At 66.4% G+C, this 21,500-nt stretch carries 13 protein-coding genes and 1 pseudogene; 7 read left to right on the forward strand and 7 right to left on the reverse strand.

Going from position 1 to position 21,500, the window contains the following annotated elements:
- Positions 1–183, reverse strand: a pseudogene (locus ACLP25_RS00350) (enoyl-CoA hydratase/isomerase family protein); the annotation flags it as partial.
- Positions 184–655: 472 nt separating this feature from the next.
- On the opposite strand from ACLP25_RS00350, the gene tagH reads away from it, so the two are divergent.
- The 6 genes from tagH (at position 656) to ACLP25_RS00380 (ending at position 10,087) form a co-directional block, all read left to right on the forward strand.
- Positions 656–2,011 (forward strand): type VI secretion system-associated FHA domain protein TagH, encoded by a 1,356-nt coding sequence (tagH, locus tag ACLP25_RS00355; RefSeq protein ID WP_442467265.1) that lies wholly within the window; start codon positions 656–658, stop codon positions 2,009–2,011.
- Between the two features lie 84 nt (positions 2,012–2,095).
- Positions 2,096–3,433 carry a type VI secretion system baseplate subunit TssK gene (gene tssK, locus ACLP25_RS00360; RefSeq protein WP_442467266.1) on the forward strand — a complete coding sequence of 446 codons (1,338 nt, stop codon included), beginning with the start codon at positions 2,096–2,098 and terminating at the stop codon, positions 3,431–3,433.
- 284 nt (positions 3,434–3,717) lie between these two features.
- Positions 3,718–5,001, forward strand: coding sequence for a type VI secretion system protein TssL, long form (tssL, locus tag ACLP25_RS00365; protein ID WP_442467267.1), 1,284 nt, complete (start codon positions 3,718–3,720; stop codon positions 4,999–5,001).
- 49 nt (positions 5,002–5,050) lie between these two features.
- Positions 5,051–8,617 (forward strand): type VI secretion system membrane subunit TssM, encoded by a 3,567-nt coding sequence (tssM, locus tag ACLP25_RS00370; protein WP_442467268.1) that lies wholly within the window; start codon positions 5,051–5,053, stop codon positions 8,615–8,617.
- A gap of 7 nt (positions 8,618–8,624) precedes the next feature.
- Positions 8,625–9,332 carry a type VI secretion system-associated protein TagF gene (tagF, locus tag ACLP25_RS00375; protein ID WP_442467269.1) on the forward strand — a complete coding sequence of 236 codons (708 nt, stop codon included), beginning with the start codon at positions 8,625–8,627 and terminating at the stop codon, positions 9,330–9,332.
- Positions 9,329–10,087 (forward strand): PP2C family protein-serine/threonine phosphatase, encoded by a 759-nt coding sequence (locus ACLP25_RS00380; RefSeq protein ID WP_442467270.1) that lies wholly within the window; start codon positions 9,329–9,331, stop codon positions 10,085–10,087. The genes tagF and ACLP25_RS00380 overlap by 4 nt, the downstream gene beginning before the upstream one ends.
- Before the next feature lie 6 nt (positions 10,088–10,093).
- Here the strand turns inward: ACLP25_RS00380 and ACLP25_RS00385 are convergent, their stop codons facing one another.
- Together ACLP25_RS00385 and ACLP25_RS00390 are read right to left on the reverse strand one after the other, a co-directional pair.
- Entirely contained in the window at positions 10,094–11,926 is a 1,833-nt protein-coding gene (locus tag ACLP25_RS00385) for a M23 family metallopeptidase (protein ID WP_442467271.1), read from the reverse strand.
- Positions 11,927–12,073: 147 nt separating this feature from the next.
- On the reverse strand, positions 12,074–12,637 hold the full coding sequence (locus ACLP25_RS00390) for an OmpA family protein (RefSeq protein WP_442467272.1): 564 nt from the start codon (positions 12,635–12,637) through the stop codon (positions 12,074–12,076).
- Positions 12,638–12,955: 318 nt separating this feature from the next.
- Between ACLP25_RS00390 and ACLP25_RS00395 the strand changes: the two genes are divergently transcribed.
- Complete coding sequence (locus ACLP25_RS00395) at positions 12,956–15,694, forward strand: serine/threonine-protein kinase (RefSeq protein ID WP_442467273.1); 2,739 nt, start codon at positions 12,956–12,958, stop codon at positions 15,692–15,694.
- A 147-nt stretch (positions 15,695–15,841) separates the two neighbouring features.
- On the opposite strand, the gene ACLP25_RS00400 is transcribed toward ACLP25_RS00395, so the two are convergent.
- The 4 genes from ACLP25_RS00400 to ACLP25_RS00415 form a co-directional block, all read right to left on the reverse strand.
- Positions 15,842–16,390, reverse strand: a complete 549-nt coding sequence (locus ACLP25_RS00400; RefSeq protein WP_442467274.1) for a peptidoglycan-binding domain-containing protein — start codon at positions 16,388–16,390, stop codon at positions 15,842–15,844.
- On the reverse strand, positions 16,350–17,183 hold the full coding sequence (locus ACLP25_RS00405) for a hypothetical protein (RefSeq protein WP_442467275.1): 834 nt from the start codon (positions 17,181–17,183) through the stop codon (positions 16,350–16,352). The genes ACLP25_RS00400 and ACLP25_RS00405 overlap by 41 nt, the downstream gene beginning before the upstream one ends.
- Positions 17,184–17,362: 179 nt before the next feature.
- The gene (locus tag ACLP25_RS00410; RefSeq protein ID WP_442467276.1) at positions 17,363–17,722 is read right to left on the reverse strand and encodes a hypothetical protein; all 360 of its coding nucleotides are present in this window, start codon (positions 17,720–17,722) and stop codon (positions 17,363–17,365) included.
- Between the two features lie 73 nt (positions 17,723–17,795).
- The gene (locus tag ACLP25_RS00415) at positions 17,796–21,320 is read right to left on the reverse strand and encodes a beta strand repeat-containing protein (RefSeq protein WP_442467277.1); all 3,525 of its coding nucleotides are present in this window, start codon (positions 21,318–21,320) and stop codon (positions 17,796–17,798) included.
- Between the last annotated feature and the right edge of the window lie 180 nt (positions 21,321–21,500).

A 21,500-nucleotide genomic window follows, 5' to 3' on the forward strand; every position in this document is an offset into this window, starting at 1 on the left:
ATCTGGATTCGCCGACTGGAACACTACGACCTTCACGGATGGGTCCGCCTCGAGGTCGGTCATCAGCGCTCCCAATTCGACGATCGTCGTGGGAAGAAACATATTGATCGGCGGGTTGCTGAAGGTGACCGTCCAGCGGCCCGGATAGGTCCGGTCGGTGTTGAACTGCGATGGGTCAGGCATAACGCATCTCCTACGTCGATTGGCGGATCAGTTTGCGTTCAAGCGGACCTCGGACACGATGGCTTACAGATCGGGGACCTCCACCGCCCAGAGTATCTTCGGTCATCGCGGCGGTTTACTTCAATTGTGCGATGGTATCGGTCGATACGGCAGTATCGGGCGCCTAGCTCGCTATGCTCGAGACGCCGGCGGTCGGCCGATTAGTGGATCGAGGCGCGCTCGGCCTGAGATTCGCCGCCGAAAAATCTTTTATGAGTCGGTCGTCGAATTCACCCGGGCCGCGGGACTTGTCGCGCCGCCGGGAAGGCGGGCGACAGCGAACCGCCATTGGACGCGCGCCTGCGTCGAGAAACGGCGAGGCGCGGGGTTCAGCCGCATCGCGCGAGGCGCTTGCCTCAACATTGCGCCTTGCACGGGCGTGCGAAGGACGAAATAATTCGCCTTCAGTGCAGCCTCGGTTTTGGGCGAGGATATGACTCTTCGTTTGTGGATTGAAAATGTCGATCGATTGCCGGATGGGGGGCCGCTGCGGGTCGAAGTGAAGGGACGGGGGCTCGACATGGGTCGTGACACCCATCTCGATTGGACCCTTCCGGATCCGAGCCGCACCGTTTCCAGCAAGCATTGCGAAATTCGCTTTCGTGACGGGGGCTATTGGCTCCACGACGTTTCGACCAACGGCACCTATGTCAACGGCGCCGAGTTCCGTCTCGACGCGCCGCACTTGCTCAGCAACGGCGACCGTCTCAGCATCGGCCCTTACATCATCGCGGTCGAAGTGGAGGGCCGGGCCGGCGCGCAAACCAGCGCCGGCGCGCAATACGGCGCTGCGATGGCCCCGTCCGCCGACGCGGACTTGTGGGGCGGAGTCGGCGAGGCGGCCGCGCCCGACGACCGAAGCGCCTACCAGGCCGCTCGCTCCCAGGAGCCGCGGCCGGATTTTCTCGACTACGTCACCGGCATTGCGCCGGCCGAGGCGCCTGCGATCCCGGCGCAGGGGCCCGAGGTCGAGGACTGGCTGACCCCTGCGCCGGCGGCTCCACCCGCGTTCTCGCCGGGGACCCAACCGCCGCAACCGATGCCGCAGCCGGTTCGCCCGCCCGCGTTCTCGCCGGTGACCCAGCCCCCGCAACCGCTTCGTCCAACCCCGACTCAGCCTCCCATTCTGGAACCCGCGCCGGCGCCGCGCCATCCGACGGCGCCGCCTATGCCAGCGCCGCCGCCGGTCCCTCCGCAGGACTCCGACCGGGTCGAAGTCCTGCAGCGCATTGCGCGCGCGGCGGGTGTGCCGGAGCACACGATCGCGGGCCGCGATCCGGACGTCGTGGCCGAGGAGATCGGCCTCGCGCTTCGGCTGATGGCCGAGAACCTCCAGCAATTGCTGTCGACGCGGGCCGAATCGAAGACGCTGATGCGCTCTTCCAGCCGCACGATGATTCGCTCGATCCAGAACAATCCGCTGAAGTTCACCGGCTCCGTGGAGGAGGCGCTGACGATCCTGCTCGGACCGCCAACCCGGCAGTATCTCGATCTCCGGGCGACGATCGAGGAGAGCTTCCGCGACCTCAAGACCCACCAGATGCTCACTTACGGGGCCATGCAGGGCGCGCTCGACGCTCTGTTCGACGACCTTGCGCCGGACCAGATCGACCGCTCCGTCGCGATCGAACGCGGCCTCGGCGCGCTCGTCGTTCCACGCAAGGCGAAATTGTGGGATACGTACATCGAGCGATGGCGCGCCAAGACGAAGCGGTCGGACGGCCGCCTGTTTGAGGCGTTCATCGCTCTGTTCGCCGAGGCGTACGATCGCTTGCTGAACAAGGGCTAATGGCGGGACGGCGGCGGGATCAGGGCGGCCCTCCGTTGGAAGCCTACAAAAGCAAGCCGGAACCGGGACGGGAAAGGGGGCGTAATGTCGTGGAACGCCAAGGTGCACTGGTCGGAGGGACTGTTCCTCCGGCCACACCATCTCCAGCAGAGCGACCGATATCTCGAGAACGCCCTCGAAAGCCGGACCCGGCACGTTACGCCCTATCCGTGGGGATTTTCGACTTTGGAGATCGACCGCGATCTGGCGCAGCAGAGCAAATTCGCGCTGCGGCGCGGCGCGGGCGTGATGCCCGACGGCGGACTGTTCGATTTTCCCAACGAGTGCCCGTCGCCGGCGCCGATCCCCACGCCCGAGGCCGCCGCCGGGCAGCTCGTTTGGCTCACGATGCCCGCGCGGGCCGACAACACCCGCGAGGTCAGCCCGGAGCAGGCGGAGAACGCCGCCCGCTATGTCCTGGGCGCGGAGCGTGTGATCGATGCGACCTCGAACCTGCGCGTCGAGGAGGAGGTGGAGGTCGCCTACCCGCGGCTGGCCTACGAAATCCGGAAGACGGCGAAGCCCGGCTACGTCGGACTGCCGATCGCCCGGATCGTCGAAGTGCACGACCGCACGATCGTGTTCGACGAGAAGTTCGCCCCTCCCATTCTGGTGTGCGCGGCCCATCCGACGGTCACGGGATGGCTCGATCGCGTGATTGGCTGGATCGGCAACAAGCTCGACGAACTGGCGCGCTACGCGGCCGACGCTACCGCGGGCGGCGGCCTGCAGAGCGCCGACTACCTGATGCTTCAGGCCCTCAATCGCGAGATTCCGGTTCTCAAGCACTTCCGCTCGTCGCGCTACGTGCATCCGGAGCGCCTTTACGAGGAGCTGCTGCGTCTGGCCGGGGAGCTTGCGACCTTCGCCACCCAGGAGCGGCGCGCGCGCGAGTACGGCGCCTATAATCACGACGATCTCGAAAGCGTCTTCTCCTCGGTCTTGCGCGACATCCAGGATTTCCTCAGCGCCCGGCTCGACCGCCGCGCCATTCGGCTCGAGCTGATCGAGCGCGCCCCCGGCGCGTACATCTCGACGATCAAGGACCGTACGCTGTTCCGCAACGCGACGTTCGTGCTCGAAGTGTCGGCGCGCCGCCCCCTGACTGAGATCCAGCGCAGCCTGCCGGCCTACCTCAAGATCGGCCCCAACACCAAGATGAACGAGATCGTTCACGCCCATCTGCCCGGCGTTCCGCTCGTCCATCTGCCGACGCCGCCGCCGCAGATCCGCGCAATCACCGATCACGTCTATTTTTATTTTGACCGGACATCGCCGCTGTGGCCGGAATTCAGCCAGGCCTCGGCGATCGGCATGCATTTCGCAGGCGACTGGCCCGAGCTCCAGATGGAGCTCTGGGCTGTTAGGGAAGACCGTCGATGAGCAACGACGACGATCCGTTCGGCCGACGCGACCGCACCATCATTCGACCCAATCCGGGCGGCCGGCGGCCTCCGCCGCCGCCGGGCGGACCGGCGCCGTCCGCGCCGCCGCCCTCAGGCGGCGCTCCGCCAGCGTCGTCGCCGACGCCGCCGGTTTCCTATCCTCCCCCTCCTCCTGCGTCGCCTCCCGGGCAGCGGTCCTACCAGCCCTACCCCGCTCCGAGGGCGGCCCCGCCGCCTCCGCCGCCTCCACAGGCGCGGGGACAAGGCGCCTGGGACGACTGGATGAACGCGCCTGCGGCCCAGTCGCGGCCCTACGCCGCGCCCGCCGCGCCTCCGCCGCTCACCCCCGCGCCCGTTTTGCCGCACATCTCGGTCGATGTCGTCACCGTCGCGTCGAGCCCGCTCACCAGGGCGGCGGCATCGCTGCTGCTCCTGCTCGGACGACTGCGCGCTTCGCTTGCGCGCGCCGGGGCCAGCCAGCTGATGGATCAGGTGGCGCAGGCCATCGAGCAGTTCGAGAAGGACGCGCGGGCCGGCGGCGCTCCCGCCGATCAGATCGAACCGGCGAAATACGCGCTCGCGGCGACGGCCGACGACATCGTGCAGAACCTGCCGAGCGAGGACAGCCGGGTCTGGACGCAATACAGCATGCTGGTCCGCTTCTTCAACGAGCGCATGGGCGGCGTACGGTTCTTCCAGGAGCTCGATCGCGCCAAACAGAATCCGGCGGTCAACCTCGGCCTGCTAGAGCTCATGCATGAATGCCTGAGCCTCGGCTTCGAGGGCGTCTACCGCGCGACCGGCGGCCAGGGCGAGCTGCAGACCATCCGCCGCGACCTTTACGAGACGATCCGGCGCATCCAGCCCAAGACGATCGAGGAACTTTCCCCGCACTGGCGCGGGCAGACGATCGCGCTGGCCGGAAGCCGGTTTCAGCTTCCGGTCTGGTCGGTCGCCGCGGCCGCGGGCGTTGTCCTCCTTGGGACCTATCTGGTATTGCGCAACATGCTGTCCGGTCAGGCCGAAGCGCTGGCGCTCACGATGGCGCAGGTCCACCCCGACACGGAACTGACGATCGCGCGCGAAACCGCGGTCAAGCCGCCGCCCGATCCGGTGATGAAGACCTCGACGCAGCTCGAACGGATCCGCGCCGCGCTGGCGCCGGAGATACTGGCTGGCAAGCTCGACGCCGATCAATCGGCCACGACGATCTTCATCCGCATCGGGAGTCTGGTGCTGTTCCCGTCCGGCGGGGCAAAGGTCAACGACAGCTTCACGCCGATCGCCAAGAAGATTGCGGCCGCGCTCGACAAGGAGCCGGGCTCGATCAACGTCGACGGCTATACCGACACGGATCCGATCCACACCATCGCCTTCCCTTCCAACTTCCAGCTCTCGGAAGCGCGCGCGAAGTCGGTCGCGGCGGCGCTGAAGAGCGGCCTCTCCCATCCGGAGCGGCTGGCCGTGGCGGGCAAGGGCGAAGGCAATCCGGTGGCGCCGAACGACATCGAGGCCAACAAATCCAAGAACCGCCGCGTGGAAGTATCGATACCGAGGGCTGACTGAGGGACGTCCGGAGGGACGGTCGGCTGATGGACGGGAGTGGGGTCGAACGATGACGAGAGTCGGCTGGTTCTGGGTAGCGCTCAGCGTCATCGGCGCGCTTGTTCTGTCGGCGCTGGTCTGGCTCGCCGGGCCGCTTGTGTCGATCGGCGACGTCGAGCCCTTCGAGGGAGTCGTCACGCGCCTCGTCATCATTCTCGTCATCCTCCTCGTCGTCGGCGGCTCCATCGCCTGGCGCATCATCGCGCGCCGTCGTGCGGAGCAGGCGATCGTCCAGGCGATGACCGAGCCGGCGGCCGAGGAAAGCGACGCGCCGGTTCTCAAGGAGAAGATGGAGGATGCGCTTTCGACCCTGCGGCGGACTGGCAAGTCCGGCGCCAACGCGCTCTATGACCTGCCCTGGTACCTGATCATCGGCCCGCCGGGCGCGGGCAAGACGACCGCGCTCGTCAATTCCGGATTGAAATTCCCGCTCGCCGCCGACAATCATGCCAAAGCGATCCAGGGCGTCGGCGGCACCCGCTACTGCGACTGGTGGTTCACCGACGAGGCCGTGCTGATCGACACCGCCGGCCGCTACACGACGCAGGACTCGGACGCGAAGGTCGATCGGAAGAGCTGGCTCGCGTTCCTCGAGATGCTGAGCAAGAACCGGCCGAAGCAGCCGATCAACGGCGTCATCGTGGCGATCAGCATCGCCGACGTCGTCAATCTTCCGCCCGACGAGGCGGCGGCGCACGCCGACGCCATCCGCAAGCGGCTGAACGAGCTGCATGAGGAGCTGAAGATCGACTTTCCCGTCTACGCGATGTTCACCAAGATGGACCTCGTCGTCGGCTTCGCCCAATACTTCGCCGATCTCGACGAAGCCCGGCGGCAGACGGTGTGGGGCGCGACCTTCCAGACCGCCGAGAAGGCCGACGAGAAGGCGAACCAGGTCGGCAAGGTCCCGGAAGAGATAGATCTTCTCATCCAGCGCATTGCCGACCGGATGCCGGAACGGCTGCAGGAAGAGCCGGACCTGCGCTCGCGCGTGACGCTGTTCGGCTTCCCGGCGCAGCTGACCGCGCTGCGCAAGCCGATCGCCGATTTCCTCAACCGCATTTTCGAGCCGACGCGGTACCAGACGACGGCGACGCTGCGCGGCCTCTATTTCACCTCGGGCACTCAGGAGGGCACGCCGTTCGACACGCTGATCGGCGCGTTGCAGAAGAGCTACGGCGTCGAAAGCTACGCCGCAGCCGGTTTCTCCGGGGTCGGAAAGAGCTTCTTCCTCCGCGACCTCATGGCGAAAGTCATTTTCCCGGAGGCCGGCTGGGTCTCGACCAATATCGCCGCGGTTCGCCGCGCGTTCGCGATCCGGGCGGCGACCTTCAGCCTGATCGGCCTTGCGACCCTGGGCATGCTCGGCCTCTGGTGGATGAGCTACGAGAACAACAAGGCGCTGATCGCCTCGACTGCGCAAGGCGTCGCCGACTATTCGGCGGCGGCTGGCCCGCTCATCAAGCAGACCTCCGTCACCGACCCGAGTCTGCTGCCGATCTACGAACTGATCGGCAGCCTGCCGAACCTGCCAGAAGGCTACGCAAAGCGAGGCGACTCGACGCCGCTCACCCAGACGTTCGGGCTCAGTCAGCGCTCACGGCTGCAGGACGCGTCCGTCGGCATGTACCAGGACGCGCTCGAGAGGCTGATGCGACCGCGGCTGATCCTGTCGCTCGAACAGCAGATCCAGAAGAACATCGACAACCCGACCTTCGTGTACGAGGCGCTGAAGGTCTATCTAATGCTCGGCAACAAGGCGCCGGAAGTCGACAAGGATCTGATTCTGTCCTGGTTCTCGCGCGACTGGGAGGAGCGCGCCTTCCCAGGCGCGGCCTATGCGGAGGGACGCGCGCTCCTGCGCGGCCACCTCCAGGCGATGCTCGACATGGACCAGGGCTCCGGGCACAAGGTTTCGCTCAACGGGCCGCTGGTCGAGCAGGCTCAGGCGACGCTCGCCCGGATGCGGGTGGCCGAGCGGGCCTATGCGCTGCTGAAGTCCGAGACTCACAACGACGGCGTTCCGGACTGGGTGGCGGCCGATCACGGGGGACCGGACATGGCGCTCGTGTACGAGACCGCGAACGGCGCAGGCCTCGAAACGGTGCGCGTCCGCGGCTTCTACACGTACGAGGGCTTCCTGAACTCGCTGCTCAGCCGCATGCAGACGATCGCCGGGAAGCTGCAGAAGGAGAACTGGGTGCTCGGCGCCTCGGGCGACCAGGCGGCCGTCAAGCAGCAGTACGTGAGTCTGTTTTCCGGCATCCTGGATTTCTACAGCAAGGACTTCATCGCCGAATGGACAGCGGCGCTCAACAATCTGCAATTGAAGTCGCTGATCTCGGGCAAGCCGAAATACGTCAGCCTGGCCGCCGCCTCGGCGCCGACCTCGCCGATCAAGTCGCTCTACGAATCCGTCCGCGATGAGACCGCGCTGACGCGCGAGCGCCCCAAGCCGCAAACGAACGCGGGCGCCGAGCAGGCCAAACAGGATCTGCAGCGGGCGGGCGCGAACGCGGCGAACCTATTGGGGACGGGCGGCCGCGAGGCGATCGACATCGCGATCAAGTCGCAGCGCAAGGCCGGCGACCCGCCGGCCGAGGTTCCGGGCGCGACGGTCGAAAACTACTTCAAGCCCTACGCCATCCTGGTGGACGGCGCGCCCGGCTCGCGCCCGATCGACGCCCTCGTCGCCAATCTCAATGACCTCTATCAGCAACTCGTTCTCGCCGCGCGGGATCCGGCGCAGACGAAGCAGGCTCTGCAGCAGGTCGACGTCCAGGTGGCGAGCCTGAGGGCCAACGCCACGCGGCTGCCCCAGCCGCTCTCCGGAATGATCGACAAGGTCGCCAAGGACGCCGCAGGCGACGCGACTGCCAGCAACCTCGCGCAGATCGCCGACGACATGGCGCAAAGTGTCACCGGCGCGTGCCAGCAGATCGTCTCCAACCGCTATCCGTTCGCCAAGAGCGACCGCGACGTTCCGATGGCCGAATTCGCCAAGCTGTTTGCGCCGGGAGGCGTGATCGACAAGTTCTTCTCCACCAATCTCGACCCGCTGGTGAACCACAGCGGAAAGGTCTGGGTGTGGAAGCCGAACCCGGCGCGGAAGCTCTCCGAGGCGACGCTGCGCGAGTTCCAGCAGGCGGCCGATATCCGCGACGCCTTCTTCCCGGCGGGCGGCAACGTCCCGGCGGTCGCCTTCGACGTCAAGCCCCTGACCCTCAGCAGCGACGCCCAGACCGCGACGCTTTCGATCAACGGGACCAATGTCGTCGCCCAGCAGGGCACGCCGTTCGCCCCGGTGACCGTGCAATGGCCCGGCAACGGCGCAGGCGCGGCGTCCATCACGTTGGCGCCCGATATGCCGGACCGGAAGTCGAACATTGAGCGGACCGGCGCCTGGGCGCTGTTCCGTCTCGTCGACGCCGGCTCCTCGATCCAGAGCGGAAATTCGCTCAAGGTCAGCTTCGTCGTGTTCGGCCGCGAGGTCTCTTATCAGTTCACCTCGTCCTCGCTCAACAATCCGTTGAGCCTGCCGGCTCTGCGGCAGTTCAAGTGCCCCAACGGCCTGTGAGGGGAGGATGAGCGCCGGCCTGTTCGGAAAGCTGCCCGCCAAACGGGACTTCGTCGCCGCCAATGCGCCGCGCCGGTTTCTGGAAACCTGGGAGCCGTGGCTCCAGTCCGGCGTCGCCACGTCGAAGCAGGCGATCGCCGCCGGCTGGGTCGAGAGCTACAATCGCGCGCCGATCTGGCGTTACTGGCTTGGCGCGGATTTCTGCGGCGAGGCGCTGATCGGCGCCTTCATGCCCTCCGTTGACGGCGTCGGACGCGCCTTCCCGCTCACCATTTTTGTCACTGAGGGGGAAGACGCCCTGGCGCCGCCCGAAATCGACGACAACGGTCCCTGGTGCGAGAACGCCGAAACGCTGCTCCTCAGCGCGCTCGATGCTGGCGCGACGCTGGAGGCGATCACCGACGGTTTGGCCGCGTTGCCGCAGCCGAAGCTGCATCAGCGCTCCGAGACCGTTCCCGGCTTCCGCGAGCTGCCGGACGGCGGCACGCTGATCAACACGGCAGACCATGCCATTTCCGCAGCCTTTTACGCCGCCCGCCGCTTTGCCCATCGCCGCGCCTTCGCCTCCCAATCGTTCTGGTGGACGATCGGCGGCGAGGGCTTTCCTCCCTGCGCGCTGTCTTATGTTGGCCTTCCGCCGCCGGCGCGCTTCTCTGACTTCCTCACCGGCGCGTTCGTTGAGACCATGACCGCTTCTTCAGGAGAGTCGACGTGACCCAGGACTTCTTATTCCGGGTGGGCTGCGTCACAGACGTCGGCCGGGTTCGCGAGCACAACGAGGACAGCGTGTTGGCAAAGCCGGCTGTCGGCCTGTGGGTGGTCTCGGACGGGATGGGCGGCTATGGCAACGGCGACATCGCGAGCCGGGCGGTGGTCGAGGCGCTGGAGACGCTTGCGCCCAACGAGTCCGCCCCAGGACTGCTCGCCGACTTCGAGCAGAAGATCATCGGCGTCAACGCAGAGCTCAGGAGCCTCGCGCGTTCGCGAAACCGCCAGATGATCGGCGCGACCCTGGTTGCGCTCATCGTCCACGGCGCCCATTACGCTTGCATCTGGTGCGGCGACAGCCGCGCCTACCTTCACCGAAACAAAGGCCTCACCCAGGTGTCGCGCGACCACTCGGAAGTCCAGGAACTCATTGACCGCGGCGTTCTCAGCAAAGAGGAGGCGCGAACCTGGCCGGGACGCAACGTCATCACGCGTGCGCTCGGCGCCTCGGATCAGGCCGAACTCGACATTGTCGACGGTCCTGTCCACGCCGGCGACAGGTTCCTCCTATGCAGCGACGGCCTCATCGCCCATGTGACCGATGACGAGATCGCCGCCCGGCTGGCCGCCGACGACCCTCAGGCCGCCTGCGACGACCTGCTGCAGCTGACGCTCGGCCGCGGCGCGAGCGACAACGTCTCCATCATCGTCGTCGACTGCGGCCGACTTGCAGACGCGCCACAGGCCGGCGCCGACGCCTGATGCGGGTTATTTCGTCAGTTCCGCGAGTTCGTTGTCGATATACGACTTGATCGCCGGGAAGGCGGCGATCTCGAAGCCGCTCGCCCCGGACGATGCGCCGCCGACAGGGGGCGCGGCTGACAAGAGCGCCAAGGACGGGGCCGATCCCCCTGTGGGCGCCGTCGCCTGGACCTCGGACCCCATATGGGGAAGCGGGTCGACCGCCTCCCGATTGAGGTAGAACTCGAAGTGAAGGTGCGGTCCGGTCGACAGGCCGGTGTTGCCGGACAGGGCGATGATGTCGCCCTGCTTGACTTCCACCCCCGGCTTGATGGAGTCGGGAATCTCCGACAGGTGCGAGTAGGACGTCTCGAAGCCGGCGTGCTGGATCCGGATGTGGTTTCCGAACCCCGAGACCGGACCGGCGATCTCGATCTTGCCGTCCGCAGAGGCGCGCACCTGCGAGCCAACCGGGGCGCCGAAGTCGATCCCGGCATGCAGTCGGAGAATATGCAGAATGGGATGGAACCGCATCCCGTACAGCGACGTCACCGGCGCGCCCTTGATCGGCGCGAGAATACCGCCGACGCTGGCGGCGCCGCTGCTGCCAAGACTCTCGACCGACGAACTCGGCCGCGCCTCGGGCATCGGCGTCGCGCTCTCGGCCTTGTTGGGATTGAAGCAGCGGAACCGGCCGTCGTTTTCCTCGAAAGCATAGCAGTCGACCGCCAGTGCTCCGCCGTGCAGGCCGACATAGATCACGCGGCCCGCCGATTTCGGCTTGTCGCGGAAGTCGCGTATGAACAGGACCCTGACGGTTTGGTCGGGCTGAAGCGGCGCCTTGAGGTCGGCGAGCCCGGCGACAAGCTGGATCGCTTCGCGAATGATGTCCTCCGGCACGCCATTGCGCAGCCCGGCGCTATAGATGCCGTCGGCGACGTTGTAGCGCACGGCGACCTCCGTCTGTCGCGCAGAATCGTCGATCAGTCCGGATGGGAGCACGGGCTCCGCCCCATCTTCGTACTCACCCCCTTCGCTGAGCGCGACGGTCCCGACATATTCGCCGCCCTCGAAGATGGTGATCTGCATCGCCCGGTAATCGCCGCTGGCGTCCAGAGCGCCGACTGCGAGGGCGACGCCGCTGGGCGGCAGCGTCTGGACGTGGATCTGCGCGGCGGCGGCGCTTTCGAGCGCCCGCGCGCTGTCTTCGGCGAAACCGTTGGCGATCAGAAGATCGCCGATCTTCTCCGCCACGACCGGTTTCAGTACAACGTCGAGAATCTGCGCCTTCCCCTGCGCCCCGCCCGAATTGATCTCGAGCCTATCGCTGTTGGCGCTGGTTAGAAGTTGCGCCTGAGCGTCCACAGGCGTCTCGGCGCCGCCGTCGTCGTCAGAGCCGGCGTCGATCTGCGCCTGGGTCTGCGCGCCCGTCGCCTGCTCGGCGTTCATCTGGACCTCAGCGGCCAAGGCGTCGGCCTCCTGACCCGCCTCCGGGAATCGGCCCATATAGCCGCCGTTGGTCGACGCCAGCGTCGAGTTGACGAAGTAAGCCTGCCTGATCGCGTAACCCGGAGAACCCGGCCGGATCGCGTCCGGCGTCAGTTTCGGCGGGACTGCGATCAAAAGATCCTTCGGCGCGTTGACCGCGCCGCGCCGAATGAGGACAGGATCGCCCGGCAGATCGATGATCGCCGAGATCTTGGCTTCAGGCTTTTTCGGCGCGGCGGCCGCCTCGCGTTCCGGCGCGACGGACGGCGCGACCGCGTGGCGCGTCGTCAGTCGCCAGCCGATCAATCCCGCGCAGACGCAGGTTACCGCCACCGACGCGGCGAGCGCGATGAAGCCGGCTCGACTCTTCACGGCTGGAACCGATCTCCCTCCACCCGCGCGCGCTCGATTCGGCTTCCGGGTCCGTACGTTCTGCCCCTCATAATGTCTGGGCGCCTCTTATTTCCACCCCGAATGGAGCTGCGCGGGGCCGCGCGCCGCTCCGTCAGCTCGCTCCCGTCACTCGATCAGGTGCGTTTCCACGCGACGATTCTCCGGGCTGTACGGGTCCGCGACGCGCGGCTTCGACTTTCCAAAGCCCTTGGCGATCAACGACGAAGCGTCAATCCCCTTGGCGGCGAGGTAAGCGACAACCGCGTTTGCGCGACGCTCGGAAAGCCCCAGGTTGTAGTCTTCGGCGCCCGTCGCGTCAGTGTGGCCGTCGATCTCGAACTTCTCCCCTTTGAGCCTCGGGTCCTGCAGCGCCTTGGCGAACTGATCGAGATTGTCCTTCGCGGCCTGGGTCAGCTTGTCCGAATCGAAATCAAAGCTGACGAGCAGGTCGAAATGCGCCTGCGCCGGAGCTTGGGGGGTTGGGCATTCGGCCGCGGTTCCGATGCAAATCCCCCGGGTCTTGACCTTGGCTTTGTAGTCGGCCGCGGCCGCCTTATCTTTCAGAAAAATATCCACCACGTTATCAGCGTTATAAGCGGGCCCCGCCCAGGCCGAGGGCGCGCCCGCAACGTAGGGCGCGAGAGCCATGCAGGCTGCGGCGCCGAGCATCAAATTCAAAGATCCGCGCATCAATCTCTCCCCGCATTCGGGTCTGCGCTCCACGAAACCGTGGAAACCTTACGCCCATCGCTCGACCGCCATTTTCGAAGCAAGCAGAAGGCTGGAGCGAGGGCCCAACGCTCCTGCGCCGAGTCATACACCAGACGAAATGGCTTTGAGAACACGGATCGGTTACAAGAGGCGCGGAAAAGCGGTTTCCGATTGCTCGTTTCGGGGCTACTTTCTGGCGGGCAGGCGGTCTCAGCGAAGCAGGCGTCGTCGAGGGGATTCGCGTACCCACGCGGGCCCGACCGTGTCGATTGGGTCTTGAGTTCCGGAGAACAAGCGGTGGAGGAGAGAACCGTATTTCAGCCGCGGGTCTTCGGCAGCGTCAAGCCAGGCACGCGCCTGAACGGCATCTACGAAATCGAGAAGATGATCGCTCAGGGAGGCATGGGCGAGGTCTATCGCGGCTTCAATATCCAGACCGGCGATATCGTGGCGATCAAGATGATCCGTCCCGAGTTCTCGACCAACGAAGAGGTGATGGAGCTGTTCCGGCGCGAGGCGTCGATCCTTCACAACCTCGTGCATGAAGCGATCGTTCGTTATTTCCTTTTCTCCGTCGATCCGGTCATCGGGCGCGCCTATCTCGCGATGGAGTACGTCGACGGACCGTCCCTGAGCGACCGCCTGACCTCAGGGCCTCTGCCCTTGCCCGACGTCACGATCCTGCGAAAGAGAATCGCCTCCGCGCTGGAGACCGCGCACCGACTGGGCGTCGTTCATCGTGACATTTCGTCGGACAACATCATCCTGCCCAGCGCCGACGTGCGCAACGCCAAGATCATCGACTTCGGCATCGCCCGCGCGGCACAGATGGGCAAGAAGACAATCATCGGCTCCGGCTTCGCCGGAAAATACAACTACGTGTCGCCGGAGCAACTCGGCTTGGCCGGCGGCGACGTGACATTCAAGTCAGATATCTACAGTTTAGGTCTAGTATTAGCCGAAGCGGCGCGAGGCCACACGCTGGATATGAGCGGATCCCAGGCAGACGTCATCGACAAGCGCCGCGTCGTTCCGGACCTTTCCGATGTCGATCCGTCGCTTCGGCCGCTGCTGCAGTCGATGCTTCAGCCGCTGCCGGAAAACCGGCCCGCGAGCATGGCGGCGATCGCCGAGTGGACGGAGCAGACGGCGCCTGCTCCGTCGGCCCGAAGGAAGACGGTTCGGGAGCCGGCGCTGCGGCCGGCGGGAACGGCCGAGCAGCCGCGCGAGTCGTCCGGCGGGCGTGTCGCTACCATTTTCGGCGCCGTCATCGCAGTCGCGAGCCTCGGCGGCGTCGCTTTTGTCTTCAAGGACGATCTCTCGCAGTGGACCCGAGGTTCCGGAGGTACTGGCGCGTCCAGCGCGCCGACCGCCTCCGCGACTCCGCCGTTGCCTCCGCTTCCTTCAAAGCCGCCCGCGGACGCCTCACGCCCGGCCGCCGAAGCCCCGGCCGAGAGCGCAAAACTGCCGCCGCTCGCCGCGCCTTCCGCGCCGCAAACGCCGCCGCCTGCTCCCGCGTCGCCGGCGGCGCCGTCCCCGCCCGAAGCCCAACAAACCGCCTCGCTGCCCCCATCGGAAACGCCCAGCAGCGCCGCCCAGCCGCCCGCGGCGGTCGCCAATCCGCCCGCCGCAGTCGTCGCTCCGCCCGCCGCAGTCGTCGCTCCGCCCGCGCCGCATGTCCCAACCGCGGCGGAGGTTCTCAAGGAAGCGCCGCCCCGCGCGCCGCAGGCCGCGATCGACTTGCCGTCAGCGACCGTCGGAGCGCCCTATCGGGCCGAGCTCCCCGGTTTCACCGACCACGGCGGCAAAGAGCTGCGCTTATCGGCCGAATCGGTCCCCGATGGGCTCAGCTTCCGGGACCTCGGGGAGGGCAAAGGCCTGTTCGAGGGCTCGCCTGCGCACGCCGGCCGGACCACGGTGCGCGTCGAGGCGGTTAACGCCAACGGCAAGACGGCGCAAATGATGGCGACCCTGGTCATCGCGGACAAGCCGCTGCCTCCGCCCGCGGAAAAGCAGCCCGCGACCGCGCCCGCGGCTCAACCTTCCACGCACAACGATGAGCAGACCGCGCGACTGGAAGCTCCGCGGCCGTCGCTCCCGGTCGCCAGTCTCGAGCCGGCGACGGTCGGTCAGGACTACAGCGCCGATCTGCCGCCGTTCAGCGGGGGCGCAAGCGCGACGCCGATGACGCTCCGGGCCGATCCGCCCCCTCCGGCCGGCCTGGTCTTTGCCGACCTCGGCTCCGGCTACAGCCAGATCTCAGGCAAGCCGACGACGGCGGGATCGTATGCGTTCGATGTTGTGGCCAGCAACGCCGCCGGGCTCGCCGGACGGATGTCGGTCAAGCTGAACGTTTCACCGGCTGCGGCAAACGTCACGGCAAAGGCGGAAACGCCCCCGCCGCCGGTCGAAACGCCTCCAGCGCCAGACCGAGCGGCCGAATTCGTTCAAAGCTTCGACGGTGGCGACTGCTTCCTCATCAAAGCGCTGCCGAGCGCCGCCGGCGGCCACGCCTACCTCGGAGTGGGCGACCAACTGGGGCCGTTCGAGCGATTCGAGGAGTCGTTCCGGAAAGAGGTCGGCGCCGAGCCGCAGCTCAGCCTGCGGCTGATCGTGCCGCCGGAATGCGCGGCTCTCGACGTGCTGCGGCCCGCCTCGGGCGACGCTGCGAGCGCGCCGCGGATCACGCTGTCCGATTACCGTGTCGGCCGCAACAAGCCGCTTTCCGGCACGGTCGCGAATCTCGGCGGGCGACGTCTCTACCTCCTTCTCGTGGACAATCAGGGCAAAGCCTATCGCATCGACGCAAAGCTTCAGCCCGGCGGCGATGCGGCGACTTTCAGCGTCCCGCTGGTCCCCGACGCGGGCTCCGTCGGACCGATACAACTCGTCATGGCGGTCACGTCGGCGAAGCCGATCCCTGGCCTCGAGCGCTTCCGCTCGGGCGAACTGAAGGGAATCACGCCCGGGCTGGCGGATGAGGCGAAGAACGGAGCGGCGACCGTCGGCGCGGACTTCTTCATGTTCGTCAACTGACCGGCCGCCGAGGCCTGACGCCGACCAGCCCGTGCGGCTCCGCGGGAGGCCGACGCGTTCGCCCCTGCACGAAGCCCCGCGTCCCGCAGGCGCGGACCCGTCCTCGCGCATCGCGAAAGCTTGAACGTTTACGAGCAGGGCCCCTCGTCAGTTCGGAATGAAAATCTGCGACTTTGCGCCTCCGCCTCCGGAAGAGGCAGCGGGCGCCGCGGGCGCAGCCGGCGCCGGCCGCGGGGCAGGCGCCGTATGCCGAACCAGCGCCGATTCGGCGCTTTCCACCGGTTCCCGCTTCGGACGCACTGGCTTCGGCTGCTCCCGCGGGAGCGCGGGCTTCTCGCTCGGCAACGCCGCGACAGGCGGCGGGGGTGCGAGCGCCGGGCAAGCGCCCTCCCCGGTGAAGGCCGCGAGCTTCTGGACGAGGTCAGTTGTCAGATGTGTCTGGTCGACGCTCAGATGCGCCCAGCGTTGAAACCGACCGACCGCGTCCTGAGTCTCCTTGTCGAAACGAGCGCTCGAGGGCTCGACGGCGTAGCAGCCCAGCTTCTTCAACTGCGCCTGCGCATCGTTGATGCGGTCGTCGATGTCTTTGATCTTCTGTTGCGCATCGGCCAACGCCGCCGGGCACTCCGTCCTCGTCACGTATTTCTCGAGCTTTTCACGCGCGCCGGCCTCGAACGGATCGGTCTTGTTGTCCACCTCGTATTTGGCGTCGTCGCACGCCCCTCGCCACCAGAGCGGCCTGTTGCTCGAGCTGACCGATCCGACCGCGGGTCGCCGCGATCACGGCGTCGCAAGTGAAGCCGCTGACGGCGCTGCGCAAAGCCTCGAGATCCGACCCGAGATCGCGCACCTGATCGCGTTCGGAGGCGCACTCCTGCGTCTTGAGCTGCCGCAAGCCTTCGTCGATCGCCGCGATTGTCTTCGCGCAGGTCGTCCGCCCGCGCAAAGCCTCCAGGGCGCCGACGCTGCGCGCCTTGACGAAATCGTCCACGTCGGCGGCCTCGTGTTTGCACGCCTCTTCAGCCTGCTTCGCCTTTTCGGCCTCGGCTTCCTTCCGCTTTTCCTCCTCGGCTGCATTCTCAAGCGCTGCGATCGCCTTGTCCGCATCGGCGACGTGAGGGGAATTCGGGAAGAAATGCTTGAACGCCCGCAACTCTGGAATGCTGTTGGCGTTTTTGGCGTGGTCCCACGCCACCGCGTCGTCGAGCTGCGCCATAATCATCGGACCTGGCTGCAGGCGCCCGACGCGGCGGTCGGTTTCCGTCGCGTGCGGCGAATTCGGATCGAGGGCCCTGAAGTCCCGGAGCGCGGCGACGTCCGAATTCGACCTCAGGTCGGCCCACCCCTTCTCGCTCCGCTCCGTCTCGGTCTTCGCCTGGGCCGCGGCGGTTTTCTGGTCGACCTCCGCCGCGCAGGGCGAATTGGCGTCAAGTCCAAGAATCGCGAGCCCAGCCGCCAGCAGCGCACAACGCGCAAAACGTCCTATCATCGCTGCCAGCTTCTCGGCCCATTCGCGGAACGTCACCAACCCACTGACCGAATGGCCGGGCCGCCGCCCCCGCGCTCGACACTATACGATCGACCACAGCGCCTTTAAAGTCTGCGGCGATCACAATTGATCCGCGCGAACCCGCTGGCAAACGACCGGCGCAATGGGTTCCAGACCCGTCAGTCGCCGACGCCCGTCAGGATGTAGGTCGGACAATTGAGCATGGCGCATTCCCGATCCGACGGAACCGGCGCCGTGAAGACGACGTGATCCATCTTGCGCCGGTCGACCGTCGGCTCGGGCCTGGCCGGAGCAGCCGCGAAACGGGCGCCGCCATGTTCCAGCGCCGCCTTCACCTCGTCGGTGCGCTTGCAGATGATCACCGTATCGGTTGACTGCACCCTGCCTTGGGTGACCCTGTCCAACTTGGCTTCCCGGCAATCCGCCCCCGCGAACGGGCCGACCGACTGGGCGGCGGCGGCAGAGCACAGCAAACCTGCGCTCAGCGCCGCAAACAACACGCGTGGCGTTCTCGACATAACAACTCTCCAATCCGCCCCCGCGGTTTATTCAATCTACGCCCACGTTGCGAAATCCTAACATGTCCGCCAATCAGTAGCTATAGCGTAAACCACCGACTACACCCCATCCCTGGATGTTCGAACCGACCCGCAAATCAGCCTGCAGATAGCTGGTGAATCCCGCCTTCGGCGACTGGGTCGAAAAGCCCAGGCTGACCTGCCCGAACGTCCCCAGGCTCGAGGTGTAGACCGGCGACACCGATTCGATCTGCTGCGTGAAGTACGTGGTCGAACCGCCCTGGAACTCATGCCAGACGTTCATCGACAAATAAGGCGCGATGATCAGGTCGTCGTTGAGTTGGAACGGCTTCACCAGGCGCGCCCCGAAGCGTCCGAGCGTGCTGTTGAGCGACGCAAACGAGAACACCGATTCTGGGTAGCCGGCGACCGGCGACGGGACCGCGAGATCGTTGATGTTGGTCCGCGACACGAACACCGCAGCCCCGGGCGTGACGACGTAGCCGTCGCCGAACGGGAGGTTGTAGCTGAGGTCGGCCGAGTACGTGTTGCCCGCCGCGTCCACGGTCCGTTGCCCGTTGCCGCCCAGATACTGGTCGTTCAGGTTGAGATCGAAGAGGTTTCGACGCCACTGGACCGTTGCGGCCAGGCCGTTTCCGGTCAGCGCCGCGTAGACCCCATAGAAGGGAACGTTCGCGTTGGTGTTCACGCCGATAGCGCTTTCGAACGCGTTGCCCGGGAACTGATCCGAGGCCGATGCGAAGGCCTCGCCCGCGGTGATGCCCAGGTGAACGTTCATCTTCGAGTTGTTGATGTTGTACAGACCCTCGTCGATGCCGAACTGGAAGCCGCCGATGTCGTTGAGCGAGTGCGACGACAGCGTGGTCGGCGAGTTGCCGCCGCTCGCGGTCGTATCCATCGTGATCGCGGCCCCGCCGGCGCGCGACCAGATCCCGCCGTAGACGAAGTTGGCCGTCGGGTTGGTCGGCACGCCCAGGAACGCCTGGGCGTTCTGGAAGAACGACGAGTTGAGCGCCGTCAGGATCGAAGCGATCTGGCTCGCCGGCGCCGACACCGCGCCGAGCTTCAGCGACTGGAGCACGCCGTTGTTGCCCGACGTCGGCGTATAGCTGAAGTAGCTGAAGGGCTGGCTCGACAGCGCATACAGCGTCTGCAGCGACGTTCCGCTGAGCGGGATCGAGGCGTTCGAGTAGGTCAGCGTGTGGTTCGGCGTGGTCCACACGAGGTTGGCCGGGTTCTGGAGCTGGCCCGTCAAGTTCGTGCTCGCGCCCGCCGTCGATCCGCCGACGTTGATGGTGTTCGACGCGCCCGTCGCCATGTTGACCGGGATCGTGATCGGGCCGGTGACGGATCCGCTCACGCTCAGGGTCTGGCCGAGGGTCGGGTTGGTCGTCGCCGCGCTGTGGTCGCCGACGTAGAACACGCCGTTCCCGCTCACGCCGACGTTGCCGCCAATCGTGTTCAGGGCGTAGACGACGCCGCTGCCCGACACGTTTACGCCGCCGTTGATGACGCTCGACGAGGCGAAGCTGTCCAGCATGCCGCCCGTGACCGTGGTGCCGCCGTTGATCGTCCCGGTGTTGATCGAATAGCCGCCGCTGTTGGTCAGCCCGCCGGTGATAACGCCGGAGTTGTTGATCATGCCCTGATCGTTGATCAGCCCGCCGGACCATGACCCGGTATTGTTGATCGTGCCGCCGTCGTTGTAGCTGACGCCGGTTCCGGCCCAGGTCCCGGAGTTGTTGATCACCCCGTTCGCCACATTGGCGTACTGGTCGACGACGCCGTTCCAGGTCCCGAGGTTGTTGATCGTGCCGTTGTTCAGCGCAACATTGGCGTTGTAGGTCCCGTTGTTGGTGACCGTGCCGCTGTTCGTGAGGGCGTCGGTGATCGCGCCGTAGTTGAAGATCGTGCCGCCCGAGGCGTTGGCGACGCCGGCGGCGTCGGTGAATGCAGCCCCTGAGCTTACGGCCAGCGACCCGGCGTTGGTCAGGGCGCCGGTGACCGTGTAGGCGCCGGAGTTCACGCTCAGGTTCGCGCCCGACTCGTTCAGGAACGTGCTGTTGCTCGACACCGTCCCGCCGACGTTGAAGGCGTTCTTGTTGTCGATCGCGCCGTTCACCGCGCCGCCGTTGGCGTTGACGGTTCCGGAGTTGATGAGCGGCGTGACCAGCGAAGCCAGCGTGCCCGACGTGCCGACTGTCGCGCCAGCGTTGTTGATGATGGCGCTCGCGCTCAGCGTTGCGCCGGAGGCGACCGAGACGCCGCCGCTGTTGGCGAGGCCGGGCAGGCCTGTCAATCCGCCGCTCGACACCGTCAGCGTTCCGCCGGCGGCGTTGGTGAACACATTGGCCCCGGTGACGTTTCCCATCACCGTGAACATCCCGCCGCTATTGTTCTGGATAGCGCCGTCGAACGTGCCGCCCTTGGCGGCGATCGTTCCGGTATTGATTACCGGAGCCGTTACCGTCGCGCCACTCTCATTGGTGAAGGTCGCCCTATTCGTGAGCGCGCCAGCCGCCGCCCCGGCGCCAGCCGAAACTGTGCCGAAGTTGTCGAAGGCGGTCGACGCTCCGGAAACCGTCACGCCGCCCGCGCCGGCGTTCACCGTTCCGTTGTTGAGGACGCTGCCGCCGCTGACGGTCATCGAGCCCGACGCGGTCAGCGCACCGCCGCTGCCGCCAATCGACGTGCTTCCAGCCGTCTGATTGTAGTTGCCGCCGCCATATGTGCCGCCAGCGTTGATCGTGACGGATCCAGAGTTGGCCGTTGTGCCGGTCTGGGTGAACGACGCGCCGCCGTTCACGGTCAGAACCCCCGTATTTGTGACGCTCGAGCCGTCGCCGACTGTCGCGCCGGTCACGGTGAACGTGCCGGCGTTGACGACGGCGCCGAAGACCTGGCCGGCCGCCTTGACTGTCGCGCTGTTCGTGATTCCGCCGCTGATGATGCTCGTCGACTTGTTGGTGTCGAGCTCGCCTCCGGTGATGTTTGCGCCGCCGTTAATCGTGCCGGCGTTGGTCGAGGTCCCGGCGCTGTTGACCAGCCCGGCAGTCACCGTTCCGGTCGCCGAATTGGTGAATGCGCCGCTGTTGTTGAGGATCTCGCCGATCCAGGTCCCCGAGTTGTTGAGTTGCCCGCCGTCGTTGTTGCCGGTTCCCCTCCAGGTCCCGGCGTTGCTGATCTGGCCCGCTCCTGTATTCGCGCCTGCAAGGAGATTGCCCGTCCAGTTTGCGCTGTTGGTGATCGCCCCCGTGTTGGCGGTCACATCGCCGAGATAGGAGCCATTGTTGCCGGCCGTTCCGCTGTTGCTGAGCGCGCCGTAGGTCGTCCCGTTGTTCGTGAAAGTGCTGCTGTTGCTGACGCCGCCATTTGCGTTGAGGGTCGAGCCTGCGTCGACGGTCAGCGCGTTCGAATTGGTCAGGAGGCCGGCTACGGTGAGGACCCCCGCGGTAACTGTGGGCGACGTGCCGCCGCCGACTTCCAGCGTCCCGCTGTTGTTCACGACGCCGGACACCTGCAGAAGCCCCGTCACGGTCAGAGTGCTGCCCGTGTCGTTCTGCACATCGCCGGTCACGACCCCGCTGTATACCCGGACTCATTGAGGGGGCGAAAAAAGGCTTGCGTCGGAAGGGTTTTCGGATTCGGCTGGAGGCATGATTCGCGGCGGGTTTCTTTCGCCTCGCCAGCGCGCTGAATTGCTGGCGCTGCTGCGCGACGGCCATAGCGAGCAGCGCTTGGCGCGACGGGCGAACGC

Source organism: Roseiarcus sp. (genome assembly GCF_052145395.1).
GTDB lineage: Bacteria > Pseudomonadota > Alphaproteobacteria > Rhizobiales > Beijerinckiaceae > Roseiarcus.